This window comes from Streptacidiphilus melanogenes, from assembly GCF_000787835.1.
GTDB classification, from domain to species: domain Bacteria; phylum Actinomycetota; class Actinomycetes; order Streptomycetales; family Streptomycetaceae; genus Streptacidiphilus; species Streptacidiphilus melanogenes.
The window spans coordinates 12420-31164 of the sequence record NZ_BBPP01000010.1 but is presented as its reverse complement, the minus strand read 5'-3'; the positions used below and the strand labels follow the sequence as shown (position 1 = coordinate 31164).

At 70.3% G+C, this 18745-nt stretch carries 15 protein-coding genes; 5 read left to right on the top strand and 10 right to left on the bottom strand.

The features are described from left to right. Positions 1-171: 171 nt before the first annotated feature. The gene (locus TR49_RS13630) at positions 172-6591 is read right to left on the bottom strand and encodes an RHS repeat domain-containing protein (RefSeq protein WP_152627248.1); all 6420 of its coding nucleotides are present in this window, start codon (positions 6589-6591) and stop codon (positions 172-174) included. A 332-nt stretch (positions 6592-6923) separates the two neighbouring features. Between TR49_RS13630 and TR49_RS13625 the strand changes: the two genes are divergently transcribed. Continuing rightward, positions 6924-7193, top strand: coding sequence for a DUF3761 domain-containing protein (locus TR49_RS13625; RefSeq protein ID WP_042381365.1), 270 nt, complete (start codon positions 6924-6926; stop codon positions 7191-7193). A gap of 72 nt (positions 7194-7265) precedes the next feature. Here the strand turns inward: TR49_RS13625 and TR49_RS13620 are convergent, their stop codons facing one another. Then, positions 7266-7772 (bottom strand): hypothetical protein, encoded by a 507-nt coding sequence (locus TR49_RS13620; protein WP_042381364.1) that lies wholly within the window; start codon positions 7770-7772, stop codon positions 7266-7268. A 152-nt stretch (positions 7773-7924) separates the two neighbouring features. On the opposite strand from TR49_RS13620, the gene TR49_RS13615 reads away from it, so the two are divergent. Continuing rightward, positions 7925-8506, top strand: coding sequence for a TOPRIM nucleotidyl transferase/hydrolase domain-containing protein (locus TR49_RS13615; protein WP_052434275.1), 582 nt, complete (start codon positions 7925-7927; stop codon positions 8504-8506). Positions 8507-8535: 29 nt separating this feature from the next. Here the strand turns inward: TR49_RS13615 and TR49_RS13610 are convergent, their stop codons facing one another. After that, positions 8536-8718, bottom strand: coding sequence for a DUF6011 domain-containing protein (locus TR49_RS13610; protein ID WP_152627247.1), 183 nt, complete (start codon positions 8716-8718; stop codon positions 8536-8538). Positions 8719-8866: 148 nt separating this feature from the next. Here TR49_RS13610 and TR49_RS13605 point away from each other — a divergent pair, with 148 nt between their 5' ends. After that, positions 8867-9268, top strand: coding sequence for a guanyl-specific ribonuclease (locus TR49_RS13605; RefSeq protein WP_042381361.1), 402 nt, complete (start codon positions 8867-8869; stop codon positions 9266-9268). Between the two features lie 117 nt (positions 9269-9385). On the opposite strand, the gene TR49_RS13600 is transcribed toward TR49_RS13605, so the two are convergent. Next, a complete protein-coding gene (locus TR49_RS13600; protein ID WP_042381360.1) occupies positions 9386-9964 on the bottom strand; it encodes a TetR/AcrR family transcriptional regulator in 579 nt (192 codons plus the stop codon). Positions 9965-10110: 146 nt separating this feature from the next. On the opposite strand from TR49_RS13600, the gene TR49_RS13595 reads away from it, so the two are divergent. Next, positions 10111-10872, top strand: coding sequence for an SDR family NAD(P)-dependent oxidoreductase (locus tag TR49_RS13595; protein ID WP_042381359.1), 762 nt, complete (start codon positions 10111-10113; stop codon positions 10870-10872). Positions 10873-10961: 89 nt separating this feature from the next. Here TR49_RS13595 and TR49_RS13590 read toward each other — a convergent pair whose 3' ends face one another. From TR49_RS13590 to TR49_RS13565, 6 genes are all read right to left on the bottom strand, one after another. Further along, positions 10962-12548 carry a glycerol-3-phosphate dehydrogenase/oxidase gene (locus tag TR49_RS13590; RefSeq protein WP_042381358.1) on the bottom strand — a complete coding sequence of 529 codons (1587 nt, stop codon included), beginning with the start codon at positions 12546-12548 and terminating at the stop codon, positions 10962-10964. Between the two features lie 124 nt (positions 12549-12672). After that, a complete protein-coding gene (gene glpK / locus TR49_RS13585) occupies positions 12673-14202 on the bottom strand; it encodes a glycerol kinase GlpK (RefSeq protein ID WP_042381357.1) in 1530 nt (509 codons plus the stop codon). A gap of 81 nt (positions 14203-14283) precedes the next feature. Continuing rightward, a complete protein-coding gene (locus TR49_RS13580; RefSeq protein ID WP_042381355.1) occupies positions 14284-14997 on the bottom strand; it encodes an MIP/aquaporin family protein in 714 nt (237 codons plus the stop codon). 211 nt (positions 14998-15208) lie between these two features. Further along, a complete protein-coding gene (locus TR49_RS13575) occupies positions 15209-15991 on the bottom strand; it encodes an IclR family transcriptional regulator (RefSeq protein WP_042381354.1) in 783 nt (260 codons plus the stop codon). A gap of 152 nt (positions 15992-16143) precedes the next feature. Continuing rightward, complete coding sequence (gene mmuM / locus TR49_RS13570; protein WP_084724877.1) at positions 16144-17079, bottom strand: homocysteine S-methyltransferase; 936 nt, start codon at positions 17077-17079, stop codon at positions 16144-16146. 195 nt (positions 17080-17274) lie between these two features. Continuing rightward, positions 17275-18018: an SDR family oxidoreductase gene (locus tag TR49_RS13565; protein WP_042381352.1), complete on the bottom strand. Its 744-nt coding sequence runs from the start codon at positions 18016-18018 to the stop codon at positions 17275-17277. Positions 18019-18121: 103 nt separating this feature from the next. On the opposite strand from TR49_RS13565, the gene TR49_RS13560 reads away from it, so the two are divergent. Next, complete coding sequence (locus tag TR49_RS13560) at positions 18122-18688, top strand: TetR/AcrR family transcriptional regulator (RefSeq protein ID WP_042381350.1); 567 nt, start codon at positions 18122-18124, stop codon at positions 18686-18688. Positions 18689-18745 lie beyond the last annotated feature (57 nt).

Genomic DNA, 18745 nt, shown 5'->3' with positions numbered 1-18745 from the left:
CGGTCATCCTTGTGCGCGATCCCCGGTGTCGCGGGATCTGAGATCGAGTGGGGACGGGCCCGGGGGCGAAGCCGCCCGGGCCCGTCGGATCTGTCTATCCACCGTAGGACTTGTTGTCCATTCCCGTCCCGTCAGCGGGCGAGTGCCGCACGGGACCGGAGCTGGGGCACCCTACTCGTCGCCTTCCGCCATCGCCATCGCGTCGGCGAGGCTGTCGGCGTCCAGTTCCGCATTGGCGGCCGCTTCGGCGCTGTCCGCGGCCTCGTCGTTCTGCATCAGGTAGAGGCGGCCCCCCTCCTGGAACTTCGCGCCCGAGGCCCTGAACTGGTCCAGTTCGTGGCGTCCCTGGCAGCGCAGGCAGATGTCCACCTCCTCGCCGTCTTCGAGGCGCGGTCGGTAGGTCTTGTCGAACTGCAGATCGTCCTTGGCGGACCCGTTGGCTTCCGCCTCGTCGTCACACAGGTCCTCGGCACAGACCGGACTGCGGCCCTTTCGAGGTGACTTGAGAAGACCCCAGTAGAGCATCTTCTTCTTCTCGTCCCAGGCGATGCTGAGTGTCGAGAAGCGGTTGAACTGGTTGCTGGTCAACTTTCCGGAGGCGACCAGCTCACGCAGCTGGGCCATGACCGCGGAACGGATCTGCTTGGACGCGGCGAGGTACTGCTCGGTTTCCCACTGCTCGTCCGCCTTGGCGATGGCTCCCGACACCGAGTTCACGCCGTCGATCTGCCGGATGTGGAGGTCCTCACCGTAGGACTCCTCCGCGTCGATGGCCTGCTCGGCCGCGGTGGCCAGCGCCTCGTCCTGCTCGCGCGTGACGTACGACTTCTCGCAAGCGTCCATCGCGGCACCGGTGCCCCCCTCGCACCCGCTGCCGTCATCGGAGATGAGCATGTTGCCGGTGGGGTCGCTGCCGGTGACGGGGTCGTTGCCTGCGTAGTCGTACCCGCCCATTTGGTTGGGGTCGTTGAGCTCGAAGAGGGGGTCGGCGTCGAGGAAGCGGCCGGAGACGGGGTCGTACTCGCGGGCGCCGAGGTTCTCCAGCCCGGTCGCCGTGTCGGCGGTGCCGCCGACATAGCCCTTGTCCCCGGGCCATGTCGCGGGGGCGCTGCCCCGGGTGCCGCCGAAGGGGGTGAACTGGCGTCGGGTGACGGCCTGGCTCTGGTAGTCGACGGCGAGGGTGTCGGTGCCCTGCCGGTTCGGGACCAGGTACTGGATGTTACCGGTGTTGGAGCGCTCGGCGACGGTGGCGCCGCCGATGGTGTAGTACCGGGTGGCCGTGAGGGACTGGCTGCTCAGGTTTTCTGTGATCTCGGCGTTGCCGAGGTAGAGGGTGGCCTGGGCCGGGCCGGTGCGCAGGACGAGGTTGCCCGTGGAGTCGTAGAGGTAGCCCGTCTTCCCGGAGCTCGAGGTGTCGGTGTCGAGTTTGCCCTCGTCGTTCCAGGTCAGGGTCTGGTTGCCGAGCGCGCCGCCGGTGACGGCGGTGGTGTTGCCGGCTGCGTCGTAGGTGTAGGTCGCCGTGTCGGCCGAGGCTCCGGGGCCGGTGGCCGTGGTGCGGGTGACGGTGTGCGGCTGGTCGGTCGCGGAGCCGGCGGTGGGGTAGTCGTAAGTGGTGGTGGTGTCGCTGGCGGTGTTGCCGGTGGTGTCGTGGTCGGTCTCGGTCTGCCGGTCGCCGGCCGCGTCGTAGGTCCAGGTCTGCCAGTAGGGGGTGCTGCCGCCCACGGTGCTGCTCTGCCCCGGAGCCGGGGTGGTGCCGCAGTTGTCGGTCGCGGTCCACGCCGCGGTCAGGCGGGTGGCCCAGTCGTAGGTGAAGCACTGCGTGTCGGCGGTGCCGGCGCCGTTCTGCCTGTCGGCGGTCGACACCACCAGGTTGGCGCCCTTGGACACCGCACTGTTCTGGTAGGTGTAACTGGTGTCGTCGACCACGGTGCTGCTGGTGGAGTCGGTGGTCCGCGCGTCGGTGACGGCACCGGTCTGCGCGTCGTAGGACAGGGACAGGTCGACCCAGTTGGTGGATGGGCCCATCGTGTACTGCAGGGGGCGGCCGTACTCGTCATAGCCCAGGGCGCTGACGTAGCTCCAGGCATTGGTGCCGGTGGTGGTCAGGCTGGTGGGCTGGCCGTAGGTGTCGTATCCGGTCGTGACGGATTCGGCGGGCAGGCCGCCCTCGGCAGGGTCGCCCTGCGTCGTGGGGTTGCCGGCGCTGTCGAAGGTGAAGGAGGTCGTGTACCCGGCCGATGGTGCCAGGGCCGCCTCGTTCGCCGGCAGGTTCGCCAGGGTGGTCTTGATCGCGGCGGCATGGGCGAACGAGTTGTACGCCAGCGTGGCGGTGGAGACCGACGCGCTGGTGGTGCCCTTCGCGTAGGTGGTGGTGGCGGTGGGGTAGCCCTTCTTCAGGGTGTCGTAGGTCCAGGCGCTGATCTCGTCGGTCGCGGAGGCGGTGGCGTTGCCGGTGGTGTCGTAGGCGAAGGTCTTGCGGCCGTCGGCGTCGTAGGTGTAGCTGATCTGGCCGCCGACGGAGTTGGTGCGGGTCAGCAGCTGGCCGGCGTAGTCGTAGGTCTTGCTGCTCGTGCCGGTGTCCGGGTCGTCGGCGTCCGTCTGCTGGCCGAGCAGATTGTAGGTCCAGGACCAGGAGTTGCCGGCGGCATCGGTCTCGGACGCCTGCTGCCCGGCGGGCGTGTAGGTGTAGTGCGTGTCGGAGTAGTCCGAGGCGGGGTCGTCGACCGGGTCGGCCGGCACACCGGAGTGGTACTGGTACAGGTCGGTGGTATGGCCGCGCGCGTCGGTGAACTCGGTCTGGGCGATGCCGCCGGCCGGGGGCACGGTGGTGGTGTAGTCGCCGCCGTAGGAGTAGCCGGTCTGCCAGGTCTGCGAACCGAGCGCGTATGCGGTGGCGGTGGTCTTCCGTCCGTCCCCGTCGTAGCTGTAGCCCGTCTCGGAGGGGATGTCACCGTCCTGGGCCTGCACCAGCGTCGAGCCGGGCGCGCCAGTGGCGTAGTAGGGGTCGGTGGTCTTCGCGGTCCAGCCGTCAGTGTTGTAGACGGTGTCGGTGACGTTCCGGCCGCCGTCCTCGGTTGCGGACTGCGTCTCGCGCACCCGCAGGAGCGCGTCGTACAGGGTTTCGGACGTGCGGTAGGTGGAGCCGTCGTTGTTGAGCGTCTGGGTGGTCACCACGGACGGGGCGCTGTTGGAGACCGTGTAGGCGTAGGTTGTTGCTGCGGCGGTGACACCGGGGCGGAACACGGCGGTGGTGCGACCGAGAGCGTCGTACTGCGCACTGGTCACGTAGCCGGCGGCGTCGGTCGACTTGGTCTCCAGCGCGCGTTCCGGGTCGTACACCTTGGTCGTGGTGTGCCCCAGCGGGTCGGTGACCACGACGCTGGTCGGCTCGGCGCCCGTCGCGGGCGTGTAGCCGGTGGTGGTCTTGCGGTTGTCGGCGTCGGTCGTCGCGGTCGGCCGGCCGTACTGGTCGACCGTGGCGGTCGACATGGTCGAGAAGTTCGGCGTCGAGCCGGTGTAGCCGGTCGCCTTCTGCACCGTCGTCTGGTCGCCGATGGTCGGCATGGCGCCGAACGTGCTGGAGTCGTCGTAGAACGTGCGTGTGTCCGAGACCGCGTCGGCGGGCAGCGACGGTGCGGTGGAGCAGTTCACCGAGACCGTCAGGACCTCGTCCGAGGCGTTCAGGATCCAGGCTGTGGTGTTGTCGGCGTAACTGGTGGTGGTGCACAGGTCGTCTGCAGCGGTGGAGACATCGCCCAGGTCGTTCGTCCGGGTGATCCGGCCGTAGGAGTCGTGAGTGTTGTCGGTCTCCGTCTCCCGCGTGCTCCCCGACGCGAGCGGGGTGTACACGCGGATCTTCGCGCTGCCGGTGTGGAACGCCTGCTGGGCGGGGAGGCCGCCGGACAGCGCGTGGGTGGCGGTGGCGGCGCTGCTCCAGGGGTCGGTGACGGTGTCGGTGACGACCTTTCCGGAGCCCTTGCCGTCGTAGACGACCGTTTCGTAGGTCATCCCGGCGTACTGCTCGGAGTCGGTGACAGCCGGGTCGTTGCGCGAGTCGGTGACGGTCACCGAGCGCGTGCCGGCGTTCGGCAGGGTGTCGCCGTCCATGCCGCGGAAGTAGTAGGTGTCGGTCTCGGTGACCGGATCCGGTGCGGTGCCGGTGGTTACCTTGATGCCCTGGTACCCGCGCCACTGGTCCCAGGTGCGCTGGTTGGCCGGGGTGAGCGGGTTGTCGTCGTAGTGCCACGCCGGGCTGCCGATCGGCGTGTAGGCGGTCGCGATGGTGTCGTTGACGCCGCCGCCGGCAGGATCCTGCTCGGTGACACCGGTGACGATGTACTTGTTGAACCAGTCCTCGGTGGGGTTGGTCTGTCCGGACGGGGTCCAGTAGTCGGGGAAGCACAGCGAGGAGTTCTGGCTCGGGTCGCTGGGCGTGGACGACCCGCAGGCCGGCGCGGAGTATCCGACGCTGATGACCTCGCCGGTCTCGGTGGTGATGGTGTTGAGGCGGTAGCGGGTGATCGGCGGGTAGCCGTCGCTCAGATTGACACGGTTGGACAACGGGGTGCCCGAGAACGTCACCGGGTTCATGGCGACGGGGGAGCCGGAGCCGCCGGCGGAGGTGTCCTGGCCGGTGCGGGTGATCTGCGACAGCCAAAGCGAAGGCGTGGTCGTGTCCCCGGTCGCCGGGAAGGAGTACTGCAGAGCCCAGGCGTCGACGTTGGTCTCGGTCGTGCCGACCAGCACCTGTGTCTGGATGCCGGTCAGCTCCTCCTCCGACCAGAAGGTGGGGGAGTTGACCGAGCAGGAGGCGTTGTCGGCGCAGTACTGGTCGTAGGGCACGTCAGGCCACTTCGATGCTGTCGACGAGGACAGGGTGGAGGTGGCGCAGCCCGTGGCCGCGGTGTTGCAGCGGCCGTTGTAGGTGAACAGCACCTGGCCGGCCGGGCTGGTGGAGTACACCGAGCCGTCACGCTGACCGTACTGGATCTTGCTGAGGTAGGCGTCGCGGGTGTACGGGGTGTCTGCCGTCTTGCCCAGGTCGCGGGCGTAGTAGGCGGTGTCGGCGGTGTAGAAGTAGGACATCACGTCACCGTGGGTGTCCTTGACGTTGTCCAGCATCCAGCGGTACGCCTGCTGGCACCAGGAGCTGGCCCAGGTGGCGTTGTAGCAGGGCTGCCCGGACGCGGTGGCGTAGACGGGCTCGGTCAGTACCGAGTTGGTCTTGGCGTCGCCTGACGCCCACCCCGGGAGCTGGTTCAGACCGAAGGTGTACTGGGTGCCGTCGTCGGTGGTCACCCGCCAGTACTCGCCGTTCTGAGCGCCGTTGGACGCCCCGGTGAGGTACTCGACCTTCTCGTCGGCGTCGTCGACCGGATGGTAGGCGCCGGTGGTGTCGTCCTTGACCAGCGTGGTGGTCTGCCCGTTCAGGGACAGGACCAGCTGGTTGTCGCGGGACCAGCAGTTGTCCCAGGTCTTCGTCGTTCCCGTGGGGTTCTGGTGGCACGTCTGGTACGCGCGCTCGACGAAGTTCTCGCTCAGGGAGAAGCCGTCGCCCACGACCGATGCCTGATTGTTCGTCGACGACGTCAGACCGTCCAGGGCCTGCGAGTTGTAGGCCAGGGAGAGCTTGGGTTCGAGCTTCCCGGGCGTTTCCGGCGTCGGTACCGGATAGGACCAGCTGAACGCGTCGGAGCTGCTTCCCGCTTGCCAGGAGCCGGAGGGCTTGAGGCTGGTGGCGGTGAAGTCGCCGCCCCCGCCGCCCGCCGAGGAGTCGGCGGCCAGGACCATCGGCTGCGCCGCTGTGGCAGCGGCGGTTGCCGTCCGTTGCACGCCGGCGGCTGTGTGCGCGGGCGTGAGGACTGCCGTCGGAAGGTCCGCTCCGAGTCGGGCGGTGCGCCTGTCGTTCGCGGTGGCCAGCGCTGTGGCGGTGCGGCAGGCAGCCTTGTGCGGGGTTGTCAGCACACAGGCCGGCAGCACGCTCAGGTGGAGACGGGAGGCCCAGTCGCCGCCGTAGGCGTCGGCGAAGGAGCTGTAGTCGAGGGTCAGGTGTATCCGGTCCAGCGTGTGGGGGCTCACCTGCAGCAGGACGCCGTTGATGCCGGCAGCCCTGGCCGCGCTCTGCGGCAGCACGGTCACCTGGGTGGTGTTCGCCGCGGCGGGCGTCGCGGGCTGGCTCGGTTTGGCTCCGGTCCCGGGTTCGCGTGGGGCGGCGGCGAGCCAAACCGGCAGACTGCCAGCGCGCACCGGCGCGTCAGGGGAGCCAAGAGTCCTGGCCGGACTGTGACTGTCCTTGGGCGCGCTCGCCGTCCCGCCCGCAGCTGGCAGTGGGACGGTTGCGGTGCCGCTTGGCCAGGCTGGTCGCGGCAGTTGGCGGGTGGTCACCTTCTTCGGGGGCCGGTAGTGGGAGGCCACGGGCGCGACCGGGACCGGCTTGGTGTGCGGGAGTCCCGGAGGGTCCGCGTGGGCGGCGGCCTCCGGGGCCGCACCGAGGGTGCCGGCGGCGAGCGCCACAGTGAGTGCGCCGGCGGCCAGCACGCGCAACAGCCTTGGGGCCGTGCGCGTTCTGGTGTCGGAGGTGCGTTGGTGCATGCCGGGTATCACGGCGTTCTGTCCCTTGCTGGAGCCTTGATGATCATGACAGTCCAGGCGGACGCTAACCGGACTCTCACATCAGACACAAGATCCACCGAGGCGCTCTTACCGTCGTCTTGAATTGGACACTTCAGGCGATCACTGACCTGCGCGGACATACGACGCCGCGTCAGCTGGTTCGTGGGCGTCGGTCTTAAGGAGCGCTCGCATCCCACTGGGGTCGGGAGTTCGCCGGGCAGATCACGAACGTGCATCCAGGCCGCCAACTGCCCTGCTGATCTGGCAGAGTACGGGTCTGTTCACAGGACCTTCACAATGCAGGAGATGCCTTGCTGCGTCGTTCCATAGCCGCCGTCGCCACCGCCGCCGCGCTCGTCCTCGCGCCGGCCGTCGCCGCCGAGGCGAGCACCCCGCTCCCGGCCACCAACACCGCCCACCGCTGCGTCAGCCACACCACCGGGCTGTGCGGGTGGACCCACCGCCAGCGCCCCGCCAACCGGTACGAGACGGCGCAGTGCCGGGACCTCTCCCTGTCCTACAGCCGAAACTCCTCGGGCACCTGCTCGCACCACCACGGCGTCCGGTACTGGTTCAAGTAGGACGCGCCTTCGAGCAGGAGGCACGGGAGGGCTCCGCGAGGGGGGTCGCGGAGCCCTTCGGCCGTGAGGACCCTAGGCCTTGATCAGGAGCGCGAGATCGGCCGGGGTCACGTCCCCCGGCTCGCGTCCGTCGGCGAACAGGTGGACGCCCGCCTCGTCGTAGGCCGCGTCGCAGAGCTCCGAGCAGATCATCGATGCGCGGGACGCCATCACCTTGCGCGCCCAGCCGATCCGCAGGTGGAAGTGCCAGAGCGCGAGCGCCATGTAGTCGGCGGCCGAGTAGGGCACGCCTATGTAGGACCGCGCCGCGGTCACGACCGCCGTCCGCTGCTCCTCCGTCAGCTCTATGTGCCCCGTGGACCAGGCGACCACTCTGCCCTGGTACTCGTCGAGGTTGGCGAGTCTCGCGCCACCCGGCTCGGCCTCGACGAGCTGGTCGTCGCCGACGTAGACGAAGGCGTGGTCCCAGTGGCCGAAGCGGGAGCCGTTGAGCCACTCGCCGACCGAGATCGCGAACCCCACCCGTCCCTTTACCGATGTCACCGCGAAGTCACCAGGCAGCGGCTGCACTTGGGACATGTCTACCTCCCAGGTCGTGGATGCCGGCCGTAGGCCGACGCCATCGCCTTGAGTCATACCCATCGGTGACGGGTTCGTCGCACCGTGTGTGCACGCCCGGGCGCGAGCCAATTCGATGGTGGGCTGGGCGTCCAGGGGCGCACCATGAGGGGGTGACGTCAGAGGCGGTCGTGCTCGTCGAGGGGGTCAGCGACCAGGTCGCGCTCGAAGTGCTGGCCCGGCGACAGGAGATGGATCTGGCGGCGGCCGGTGTCACGGTCGTGGCCATGCACGGGATCACCAACATCGGGCACTTCCTGGCGCGCTTCCATGCGCTCGACCCGGAGATCAGGATCGCCGGGCTGTACGACGAGGCCGAGGAGCGGTTCGTGCTGCGCGGCCTGGAGCAGGTCGGTCTCGTCAACTCGGTGGCGGGGGCAGGTGATCGGGCCTGGCTGGAGTCGCTCGGCTTCTTCGGCTGCTCGGCCGATCTGGAGGACGAGCTGATCCGCGCGCTCGGGCCTGAGGAGGTGGAGCGCCTGGTCGCCGCGGAGGGGCAGTTGCGCTCCTTTCGGACGCTCCAGAAGCAGCCCGCGCTGCGCGACCGCAGCCTGCACGACCAGCTGCGCCGACTGATGAGCGGGCGCTCGGGCGGCAAGGAGCGCTACGCGGCGCTGATGGCCGAGGCGGTGGCCCCGGACCGGGTGCCGCGACCGCTGGCACGGGTGCTCGCCCGCGCATCGAGCGACCAGTAGGCACGCAACGCCGATTCGAGGCCCGAGGCTCAGAGGCCCGGGAGGGTCTCCTCCTGATGTGCGCGGGGAGGTTCCGGCAGGCGCAGTTCCGTGCAGACCGGGCCGTGGCCCCGGGCGCGGGAGGCCGGGTCGCGCAGCGGTCGTCCGCAGCCCGTGCAGCGCACGATCGCCTCCTCGACGGCGGAGGCCGGGATCAACGCGTCGTCCCTCATGGTCATCAGGGTAGGCGACGCCCTGGTCGCTGCGGTGGCGTCACTCGCCGGACATCTTCTGCTGGGTCAGAAGTTCCTAGGCGAACAAGCAGTGAAGGAATGTCATGATCCCTTCCTTCTCGCCCCGTTCGTCCGCAGACTCATTGTCATGAGCATCTCTCTACGCGCGTGGAACGCGCGCAACGCCACCCTTGTTCTCGCCGCCGGCGTTCTCGCCGCGACCTTCCCCGTACTGCTTCCGGCCGCCAGTGCGCACGCCGACGTGAACGGCACGGTCTGCCAGAGCGCGCTCCCGCAGGAGGCCGACGACACGCTCGACCTGATCGCCCAGGGCGGTCCGTTCCCGTACAGCCAGGACGGGACGATCTTCTCCAACAACGAGGGTGTCCTGCCCAGCGAGCCCTACGGCTACTACCACGAGTACACCGTGGTGACCCCGGGCGCCCCCACCCGCGGCGCGCGCCGCATCGTCGAGGACCAGCCGGACCAGATCGACTACTACACCGACGACCACTACGCGTCGTTCGAGCAGATCGACTTCAGCTGCTGATCGTCCGGTTCGACGGCCCGGCTGGGGAATCCCCTCCCCTTGCCGGGCCGTTTTCCATGCTCGTTCGTCGGTTCGACGGCGCCGCCGGTCGGCGCGCCGTCGGCGTCCTGGGCGGAGTCAGTCCCCCGTGCCGTACCGGAGTCCGTCGAGGGTCAGGTCGAGGAGCCGTTCGGCCTGTTCGCGCTCTTCGGGCTTGCCCGAGGCGAGGGCGACGCCGGTGAGGGCGGCGAACATGTCGGCCGGGCCGATGTCGGATCGAATGCTGCCGGTGGCGGCCGCGGCGTCCAGCAGCGAGGTGAGGGCGGTCATCATCAACTCCCGGCTGTGGGCGTACGGGTTGACGCCGGAGTCGACGACCGCGCGAAGGGCCTCGGCCATCCCCAGCTTCGCGGTCGCGTAGTCGATGAAGCGCCCCATCCAGGCGCGAAGCGCCTCGCGTGGCGGCATGGTCGCCAGGAGTTCGGGGGCCGCGTCGCACAGGCGGCTCAGTTCGTTTCGGTAGGCGGCCTCGATCAGCAGTTCCCGGGTCGGGAAGTTGCGGTAGAGCGTGCCGGTCCCGACTCCCGCCTCCTTGGCGATGTGCTCCAGGTGTGCGTCCAGCCCCTGCTCCGCGAAGACGCGCACCGCGGTGGAGAGGATCTTCTCCCGGTTGCGCCGCGCGTCGGCCCGCAGCGGCCGGCCGGTCTCTGTCGTCATCGGAGGGCTCTTTCCTCGAAGAGAAGAGTTGCTAAGCGGCGGCGCCTCCGATTAGCGTCTCTAAGTGGCGGTGCCTCCACTTACGAGTCTAGGGCACCTGCCGCCGTCGTCCGCATCGTGCGGTCAGGCAAGGCAGAGGAGAAACGATGAGCCTCCCGCTCGCAGGCAAGGTCGCCGTGGTCACCGGCGGCGCGTCCGGTGTCGGCCTGGGGATCGTCCAGGAGTTCGTGGACCAGGGCGCCCGCGTCGTCATCACCGACCTTCAGCAGGACCAGCTCGACGAGGCGGTCGGCAGGATCGGCCCGAACTCCTCGGGCATCGTGGCCGACGTCACCAGGCTTGCGGACATGGAGACGGCGTACCGGGAGGTCGTCGCCCGCCACGGACGACTCGACGCGGTCGTCGCCAACGCCGGCATCGGCGCGCACGCCCCGCTCGGCGCGATCACCGAGGAGCAGTTCGACCGGACCTTCGACGTCAATGCCAAGGGCGTCCTCTTCACCGTCCAGCCGGCGCTCGCGCTGCTGCCGCACGGCGGCACGATCGTCATCATCGGGTCGACCGCGTCGATACGGCCCCCGGCCGGCATGGGCCTCTACGGCGGCTCCAAGGCCGCCGTGCGTGCCTTCATCCGGTCCTGGATCCAGGACGTCAAGGGCACCGGCATCCGCATGAACGTCCTCAGCCCCGGTGCCGTGGACACCGACTCCCTGCGCAGCGCCCTGGGTATGGCACAGGGCGCCGACGCCGTTGCCGCCGCGGTCCGGACGATGGGCGAGGGCAACCCGACCGGGCGGATCGCCGACCCCCGCGAGATGGGCAAGGCCGCGGCGTTCCTCTCCAGCGATGCCTCCAGCTTCATCACCGGCGTCGAGCTCTTCGCCGACGGCGGCATGGCGCAGGTCTGAGCGGCCGGGCCGGATCGCGTCCGCCGTACGCACGCCTTGGCCCCGCCGTCACGGGACGGCGGGGCCAAGGCGATGGGGGAGGTGGAGCGTCAGGCCTGCGGCAGGCGGGTCGCCAGGAACTTCTCGACCTCGTCGCGGACCTCGGGGGTGTCCAGGCCGCGGACCGTCGTGGTGGTGCGGCGGCGCAGGACGTCGTCGGTGGTGACCGCCCACTCGTGGTCGACGGCGTAGGCGACCTGCGCCCACACGTCCGGCCCGTCCGGGTGGATCTGACGGCCCAGCGACGGGTCCTCGTCGATCATCCGGGCCAGGTCGAACGAGAGCGTGCCGTAGTGCGTGGCCAGGTGGCGTGCGACCAGCGGGTCCATCCGGGCGCCGGGCTCACGGTCCACCAGCAGGCGGTGGGCGACTGCGTTCGGGCTGGCCACGCCCGGCAGCGGGACGGTGCGCGGGATGGTCGACATGTCGTCGGCGAGGCCGGTGCCGGACACCCGCGCCAGCTTCTCCAGCACCACGCGGCCGATGTGACGGTAGGTCGTCCACTTACCGCCCGCGACCGACAGCATGCCGCCGCGTCCCTCGGTGACGACCGTCTCGCGCTTGGCGGCCGCCGTCTGGCCAGGGCCGCCAGGCAGGACGCGCAGACCGGCGAACGAGTAGGTGATCAGGTCCCGGTCCAGGTGGTCCTCGCGGATCGCGTGCGCGGCCTCGCCGAGGATCTGGTCGACGTCGGCCCCGGTGGCCCGCACGTCGGCCGGGTCGCCGGTGTACTCCTCGTCCGTCGTGCCGAGCAGGACGTGGTCCTCCCACGGGATGGCGAAGGAGACGCGGTACTTGTCGATCGGGATGGTCAGCGCGGCCTTCCACGGCGCCTTGCGCTTGAGCACCACGTGCGCGCCCTTGGACAGGCGGATGCTGGGGGCGGCGTTCGGATCCTCCATCTCCCTCAGGTGGTCCACCCACGGACCGGTGGCGTTCAGCACCAGACGGGCGTCGACGCCGAACTCCTCGCCGGTCAGGCGGTCGCGCACCTCGGCGCCGGTGACCCGCCCGCCGGTGAAGCGCAGACCCTTGACCTCGGCGTGGTTGAGCACGACCGCGCCGGACTCGACCGCGGCGCGGACCGTCATCACGGCCACGCGCGAGTCGTTCATCTGGTGGTCGCCGTAGACGGCGACGGACCGCAGCCCCTCGGTCTTCAGCGCCGGGACGGCCTGCCCGGCGCGCGCGGCGGTGGCGACGTGGCCCATGCCGTCGCGGAACGCGGACAGCGCCGAGTAGAGGAAGACGCCCGCGCCGAGCTTCGGGGCGGAGTGCGGGCCGCCCTTGTAGACCGGCACGAAGAAGGTGAGCGGGTTGACCAGGTGCGGTGCCACGTCCGTGGACAGCGCGCGGCGCTCCTTGTGGTTCTCCGCGACCAGCTTCACCGCGCCGGTCTGCAGGTAGCGCAGACCGCCGTGGACCAGCTTCGACGAGGCGCTGGAGGTGGCCCCGGCGAAGTCGCCGGCGTCGACCATCGCGACCCGCAGGCCTGACTGCGCGGCCGTCCAGGCGACAGCGGTGCCGAGAATGCCGCCGCCGATGACGAGCAGGTCGTAGGTGGCACTGCTCAGCAGCGCGCGCGCCTGCGCGCGGTCGGCCGTGCGGTTGGCTCCAAGGGTCGGTATGGAGTGCATCGGAAGATCCCTCAAATTTCCTGGAGGTGGTGCTGGTCCCGGCGGGCGGGCCCAGAGGCGCGGCCGTGCCCCCTCCCCCTGAGAGGGGGCACGGCCGCGCCGAGTTGCTGGCGACGACGGGGCGTCACTGACCCGTCGTCTGGTCCTCTTCGATCCAGCCCATGGTCCGCTCGACGGCCTTGAGCCAGTTCTTGTACTCGCGGTCGCGCGTCGCCTCGTCCATCCGCGGGGTCCATTCCGCGGCGCGGTGCCAGTTGGCGCGCAGGGTGTCCAGGTCCGGCCAGAACCCGACGGCGAGGCCGGCGGCGTAGGCGGCGCCCAGCGCGGTGGTCTCGGCGACAAACGGGCGCTCGACCGGGACGTCGAGCACGTCCGCGATGTTCTGCATGAGCAGGTTGTTGCTGGTCATGCCGCCGTCGACCTTGAGCGCGGAGAGCGTGACGCCGGAGTCCTTCTCCATCGCGTCGACGACCTCGCGGGTCTGCCAGGCGGTGGCCTCCAGCACGGCGCGGGCCAGGTGACCCTTGGTCACGTAGCGGGTCAGGCCGGTGATCACGCCGCGGGCGTCGGAGCGCCAGTACGGAGCGAACAGGCCGGAGAAGGCCGGGACGATGTAGGCGCCGCCGTTGTCCTCGACGGTGGAGGCGAGCGTCTCGATCTCGGCGGCGGTGGAGATGATGCCGAGCTGGTCGCGCAGCCACTGCACCAGCGAGCCGGTGACGGCAATGGAGCCCTCCAGCGCGTAGACCGGGGCCTCCTTGCCGATCCGGTAGCCGACGGTGGTCAGCAGGCCGTGGTAGGAGTTGACGACCTTCTCGCCGGTGTTGAGCAGCAGGAAGGTGCCGGTGCCGTAGGTGGACTTGGCCTCGCCGACGTCGAAGCAGGTCTGGCCGAAGAGCGCCGCCTGCTGGTCGCCGAGCGCGGAGGCGACCGGCACGCCCGCCAGCTCGCCCACGGCCTCGCCGTAGATCTCGGCGGACGAGCGGATCTCCGGCAGGACGGACATCGGCACGTCCATCGACTCGGCGATCTTCTCGTCCCACTGCAGCGTGTGCAGGTTCATCAGCATGGTGCGCGACGCGTTGGTCACGTCGGTGACGTGCTTGCCGCCGTCCACGCCGCCGGTCAGGTTCCAGATGACCCAGGTGTCCATGGTGCCGAAGAGGATCTCGCCGCGCTCGGCGCGCTCGCGCAGGCCCTCGACGTTGTCCAGCAGCCAGCGGATCTTCGGGCCGGCGAAGTAGCTCGCGAGCGGGAGCCCGGTCTCGCGGCGGAAACGGTCCTGGCCGACGTTGCGGCCGAGCTCCTTGCAGAGGTCCTCGGTGCGGGTGTCCTGCCACACCAGGGCGTTGTGGACCGGCTTGCCGGTGTTCCTGTCCCACAGGACGGTGGTCTCGCGCTGGTTGGTGATGCCGATGGCGCGGATGTCGTCGCGGGTGAGCCCGGCCTTGGCCAGGGCGCCGGAGACGACCGACTGGACGCGGGTCCAGATCTCCTCGGCGTCGTGCTCCACCCAGCCGGGCTGGGGGAAGATCTGGCTGTGCTCCTGCTGGTCGACCGCGACGATCCGGCCGTCGGCACCGAAGACGATGCAGCGGCTGGAGGTCGTTCCCTGGTCGATGGCCGCGATGTACTGGCCGTTGCTGGTGGTCATGGCGTCCTCGTTGACGAGTGGGCGGGCGGAGGGCGGGGGCGGGGGCTGTGCTGCGGTCTGCTTCGCTGAAGGAAGCCTGGCTTATGCGAAGGCCGCGTTGTAGATGCCACCAGCGACGAGCGCGCCGATGACCGGGCCGACGACGGGGATCCAGGCGTAACCCCAGTCGGAGTGGCCCTTCTTCGGGATCGGCAGCAGGGAGTGCACCAGGCGCGGCGCGAGGTCGCGGAACGGGTTGATCGCGTAGCCGGTCGGCCCGCCGAGGGAGAGGCCGATGCCGACCACGGTGAGCGCGGTGATCAGGACGCCCATGCCGGACAGGCCGAGCTCCTTGTTGAGGCCCTGGGTGAGGATCAGCAGGCAGAGCACGGTGGTGCCGATCGCCTCGGTGATCAGGTTCTGGACGGGGTTCCTGATCTCCGGGCCGGTGGCGAAGATGCCGAGGGTCGGCTCGTCGTTCTGGTTGAACTGGCCCAGGTAGGTCAGCCAGACCAGGAGCGCGCCGAGCGCCGCGCCGACGAACTGGCCGAGGAGGTAGAGCGGGACGTGGCTCCACTCGCCGGTCTTGACGGCTATCGCGATGGTGACGGCAGGGTTGAGGTGCGCGCCGGACAGGCTGGCGGAGGTGTAGGCGGCCACCAGTACGGCGAAGCCCCAGCCGAAGGTGATGGCCAGCCAGCCGGCCCCTTCAGCCTTGGATCTCTTCAGCGTCACGGCGGCGCACACTCCGCCGCCGAGAAGGATCAACAGGGCGGTACCGATGACTTCTCCGAAGAAGATGTGGCTGTCGGACACGGCGACTCCCAGGGTGCGGTTTGCGGCTCGCGTTCGACATTGTCGACCGCTGTGCGAAAACTACGGGGGCTGTAAGGCGTGCGTCAAGGCTGCGTCCAAGGCTGTGTAGGGGAGGCAAAAGGTGCGAATTGGCGCCGGCGAACAGGCCGACGTGCCCGCGCCGTCCGTGCGGCAGCGAGAAGTAGCCCTCTGCGGGCGGGAAACAGGCGGATCAGAAGCGGGGGGCGCCCAGGTCGCGGGAGATCGCACGGGCCGCCTCGCGGACCGAGACCACCAGCTCCGGCCGGACCGGTCCGGCCGTTCCGTTCGGCTCCGTCGTGCAGACGCGTTCCACCGGCCCGTTCAGCGCCACCGCGCCCACGGGGTTGCGGCGCCGGTCCTGGATCAGTGCGGCGATCGAGGCCACCCCCGTCCAGGTCTCCTCCACCGCCTGGGCCCAGCCGCGCTCGCGGACGACCGCCGCCTCCGCGTCGATGGCGTCCAGGCCGGTGACGGTGTGCGGGGTGAAGGCCTCGCGCTCGCTCTCCATCAGCTCCGCGCGGGCGACCGGGTCGAACGCGGTCAGCACCTTGCCCAGCGCGGCGCTGTGCAGCGGCTGCATGCTGCCGACCTCCAGCACCTGCCGGGTGTCGTCAGGCCGGAAGACGTGATGCACGATCAGCACGCCGCGCTGGTGCAGAACGCCCAGGTAGACCGTCTCCCCGCTCGCCCTGGCCAGGTCGTCGGCCCAGACGAGCGCACGGGCGCGCAGCTCGTGGACGTCGAGGTAGCTCTGGCCGAGGCGCAGGAGCTCCGCGCCGAGCTGGTACTTGCCCGAGTCCTTGTCCTGCTCGACGAAGCCCTCCTGCTGCAGCGTCCGCAGGATCCCGTGGGCGGTGCCCTTCGCCAGGCCGAGCGCGTTCGCCACATCGGAGAGCGCCAGTCGCCGCTCGCCGCCGGCGAGCAGCCGCAGGATCGCTGCCGCGCGCTCGAGCGACTGGATCGACCCGGCCATCGAAGTACCTCCGCGCACTTACTGTTGGAAACGTCGTTCGACAATGTCGACGCTGCTCTGCTGAGACAGAGTCTGCCAGAAGCTACTGGCAGATGCGGACGTTGCACTATCCAGGTGCGCGAAGCGATGCCGATGTGCAGGGTGAGTGCGGCTCAGCGTCGTGCGGAGAGCGTCTTGCTCAGGGCCTCGATCTGATCCGCGCTGACACGGCAGCAGCCGCCCAGCAGGCGGGCGCCGGCGTCGAGCCAGGAGGCGACGCGTGCGGGGGAGAAGGTCGCCGGGCCTGTCCAGGTGCGGGCCGCCGCGTCCCAGCCCTCGCCGCTGTTGGGGTAGACGACCACCGGCTTGCCGGAGACCTCCGCCGCCAGGGCGACGGCGTCGGCCGCCTCCTCCGGGGCCAGGCAGTTGACGCCGACCGCGATCACCTGGGGGTTGTCCCGGGCAACGGCGAAGCCCTCCGCCAGCGGCTGTCCGGCGCGGGTGAGGCCGGCTGCCGCGCTGTAGGAGAGCCAGACGGGTATGTCGAGCCCCGCCACCGCGTCGAGCACGGCGACTGCCTCGTCCACGTCCGGGATCGTCTCGATCGCCAGCACGTCCGGCGCGGCCGAGGCCAGGACCTCCGCCCGGGGTGCGTGGAACGCGCGCAGTGCCGCAGCGGAGAGCCCGTAACGCCCGCGGTACTCCGAGCCGTCGGCGAGGACCGCGCCGTAGGGGCCGACCGAGGCGGCCACCCAGCGGTCGGCCGCGGCCCCCGCGCCTGCCGGGGCGCCCGCGCCCTCCGCCGCCTCGCGAGCCAGGGTGACGCTGCGGCGCAGCAGCTCCTCCGCCTCCGCACGGTCCGCGCCCACGCGCGCGAAGCCCTCGAAGCTGGCCTGGTAGCTGGCTGTGATCGCGACCTGCGCGCCCGCCGCGAAGTAGCGCCGGTGCACGGCGGCGACGGCCTCCGGCGCGTCGCGCAGCAGGCGCGCGGACCAGAGGGCGTCGGAGAGGTCGTGCCCGTCGGCCGCCAGCTCGTTGGACATGCCGCCGTCCAGCGCGACCGGGCCCTCGGCCAGGGCAGTGGCGAGCGGGATCCGAGTGGACGTCACAGGAGCCTCCGGGCGGCGCGAAAGGGCTGGTGGACGACGTGGGGGCGAGCCTCCCGAAGTTCCGGCAGACCCGCCCCGTCGACGTCGTGCTCACCCTATCTCCGTGCACCGACAGAGCCCGGGACGCGTCCGTATCCCGGGCTCCGTCGACCCCGCCTGCCCCCGAAGGCCGTCGGCCTGGGCCTGCCGCCCGCGTCAGCGCTGCACGTTCAGCCGCGCCCCGCCGTCGACCGGCAGGACCACGCCCGTGGTGTAGGCGTTCTCGACCAGGAAGGCGATCGCGTGCGCGACCTCCTCCGGGCGGCCGGGGCGGCCGACCGCGGTGTCGCTCGTCGCACCGGTGAGCGCGTCGGCCCGGGCCTCCTCCGGGATCCAGTCCCACCACGGGGTCTCGATGACTCCGGGGGAGACCGCGTTGACCCGGCGCGGCGCCAGCTCGGCGGCGAGGGTCCGCGAGGCCGACTCCACGGCCGAGTTGATCGCCCCCAGCACCACCAGTCCCGGAGAGCTCAGCTGGGAGCTGACCGCGCCGACCAGCGTCACCGACCCGTCCGCGCGCAGCGTGCCGAGCGCGGCCTGGACGCTGAGCAGGTGTGCCAGCAGCTTGCCCTCGCTGTGCTTGCGCACCTCGGCGGCCTCCAGGTCCGCCAGCGAGGTGACCCCGCCGTTCCTGGTGACCGTGACGACGAGGTGGTCGAACCCGCCCACCTCGGCGAAGAACGCGGCGAGCTGCTCACCGTCCGTCGCGTCCACCGGCTTGCCCGTGACCGGGCGGTCGGCCTTCTTCGTGTCCAGCGTCTTGAACGCCTGCGTCAGACGCTCCTGGTTGCGACCGGCGATGACGACCTCGTACCCCCGGTCGAGCAGCAGGTCCGCCGTTGCGAGGCCGATTCCCGAGGTGCCGCCGAGGATGACGACGCGCTCCGACGTGTGTGCCATGTCCGTCCCCACTCTGCTTCTTCGTCGCACTTGCTTCGCGCCTCTTTACGAGACACTGTGCCTCGATTGTGTATCGAGACATGGTGTCTTGTAAAGTCACGGCATGAACAGCAAGCCCCTCGGCCGTCCGCGCAGCGCGGACGCCCACCGCGCGATCCTCGACGCCGCGGTGGCGCTCTGCGTGCGCGACGGATACGCCGCGCTCACCATGAAGGCCATCGCGGAGGAGGCCGGGGTCGGCCGGCAGACCGTCTACCGTTGGTGGCCCACCCGCGGCGCGGTCCTGCTCGAAGCGCTCGCCGAGTTGGGTGCGACGGTCGGCGCGCCCGCGCCCTCCGGTGATCCCGTCTCCGATCTGCGGCTCTTCCTGGACCGCACCTTCGCGCTGGCGGCCAAGGCCCCGACGGCGGACGTGCTGCTGGGCGTGCTGTCGGACGCCTTCGCCGACCCCGGCCTGTCGCAGACGCTGCGCGGCTACATCGCGGGTCGGCGGGCGCTGTTGGCGGAGGTGCTGGAGCGTCAGGGCGCGGACGGCTGGAAGGTCCCGGTGTCGACGGTCGTGGACCTGGTCTTCGGTGCCATGTGGTACCGGCTGATGTACCAACACGGGCCCGTGGGGCCTGAGTTGACGGAGGAAGTACTGGCCGTCGTGGCGTCGCTCCGCGCGTAGGCGGGAAGCGCTGGCGCATCGCACACGCATGCGCTACGTTGTTCTCGTCCTGAGAAA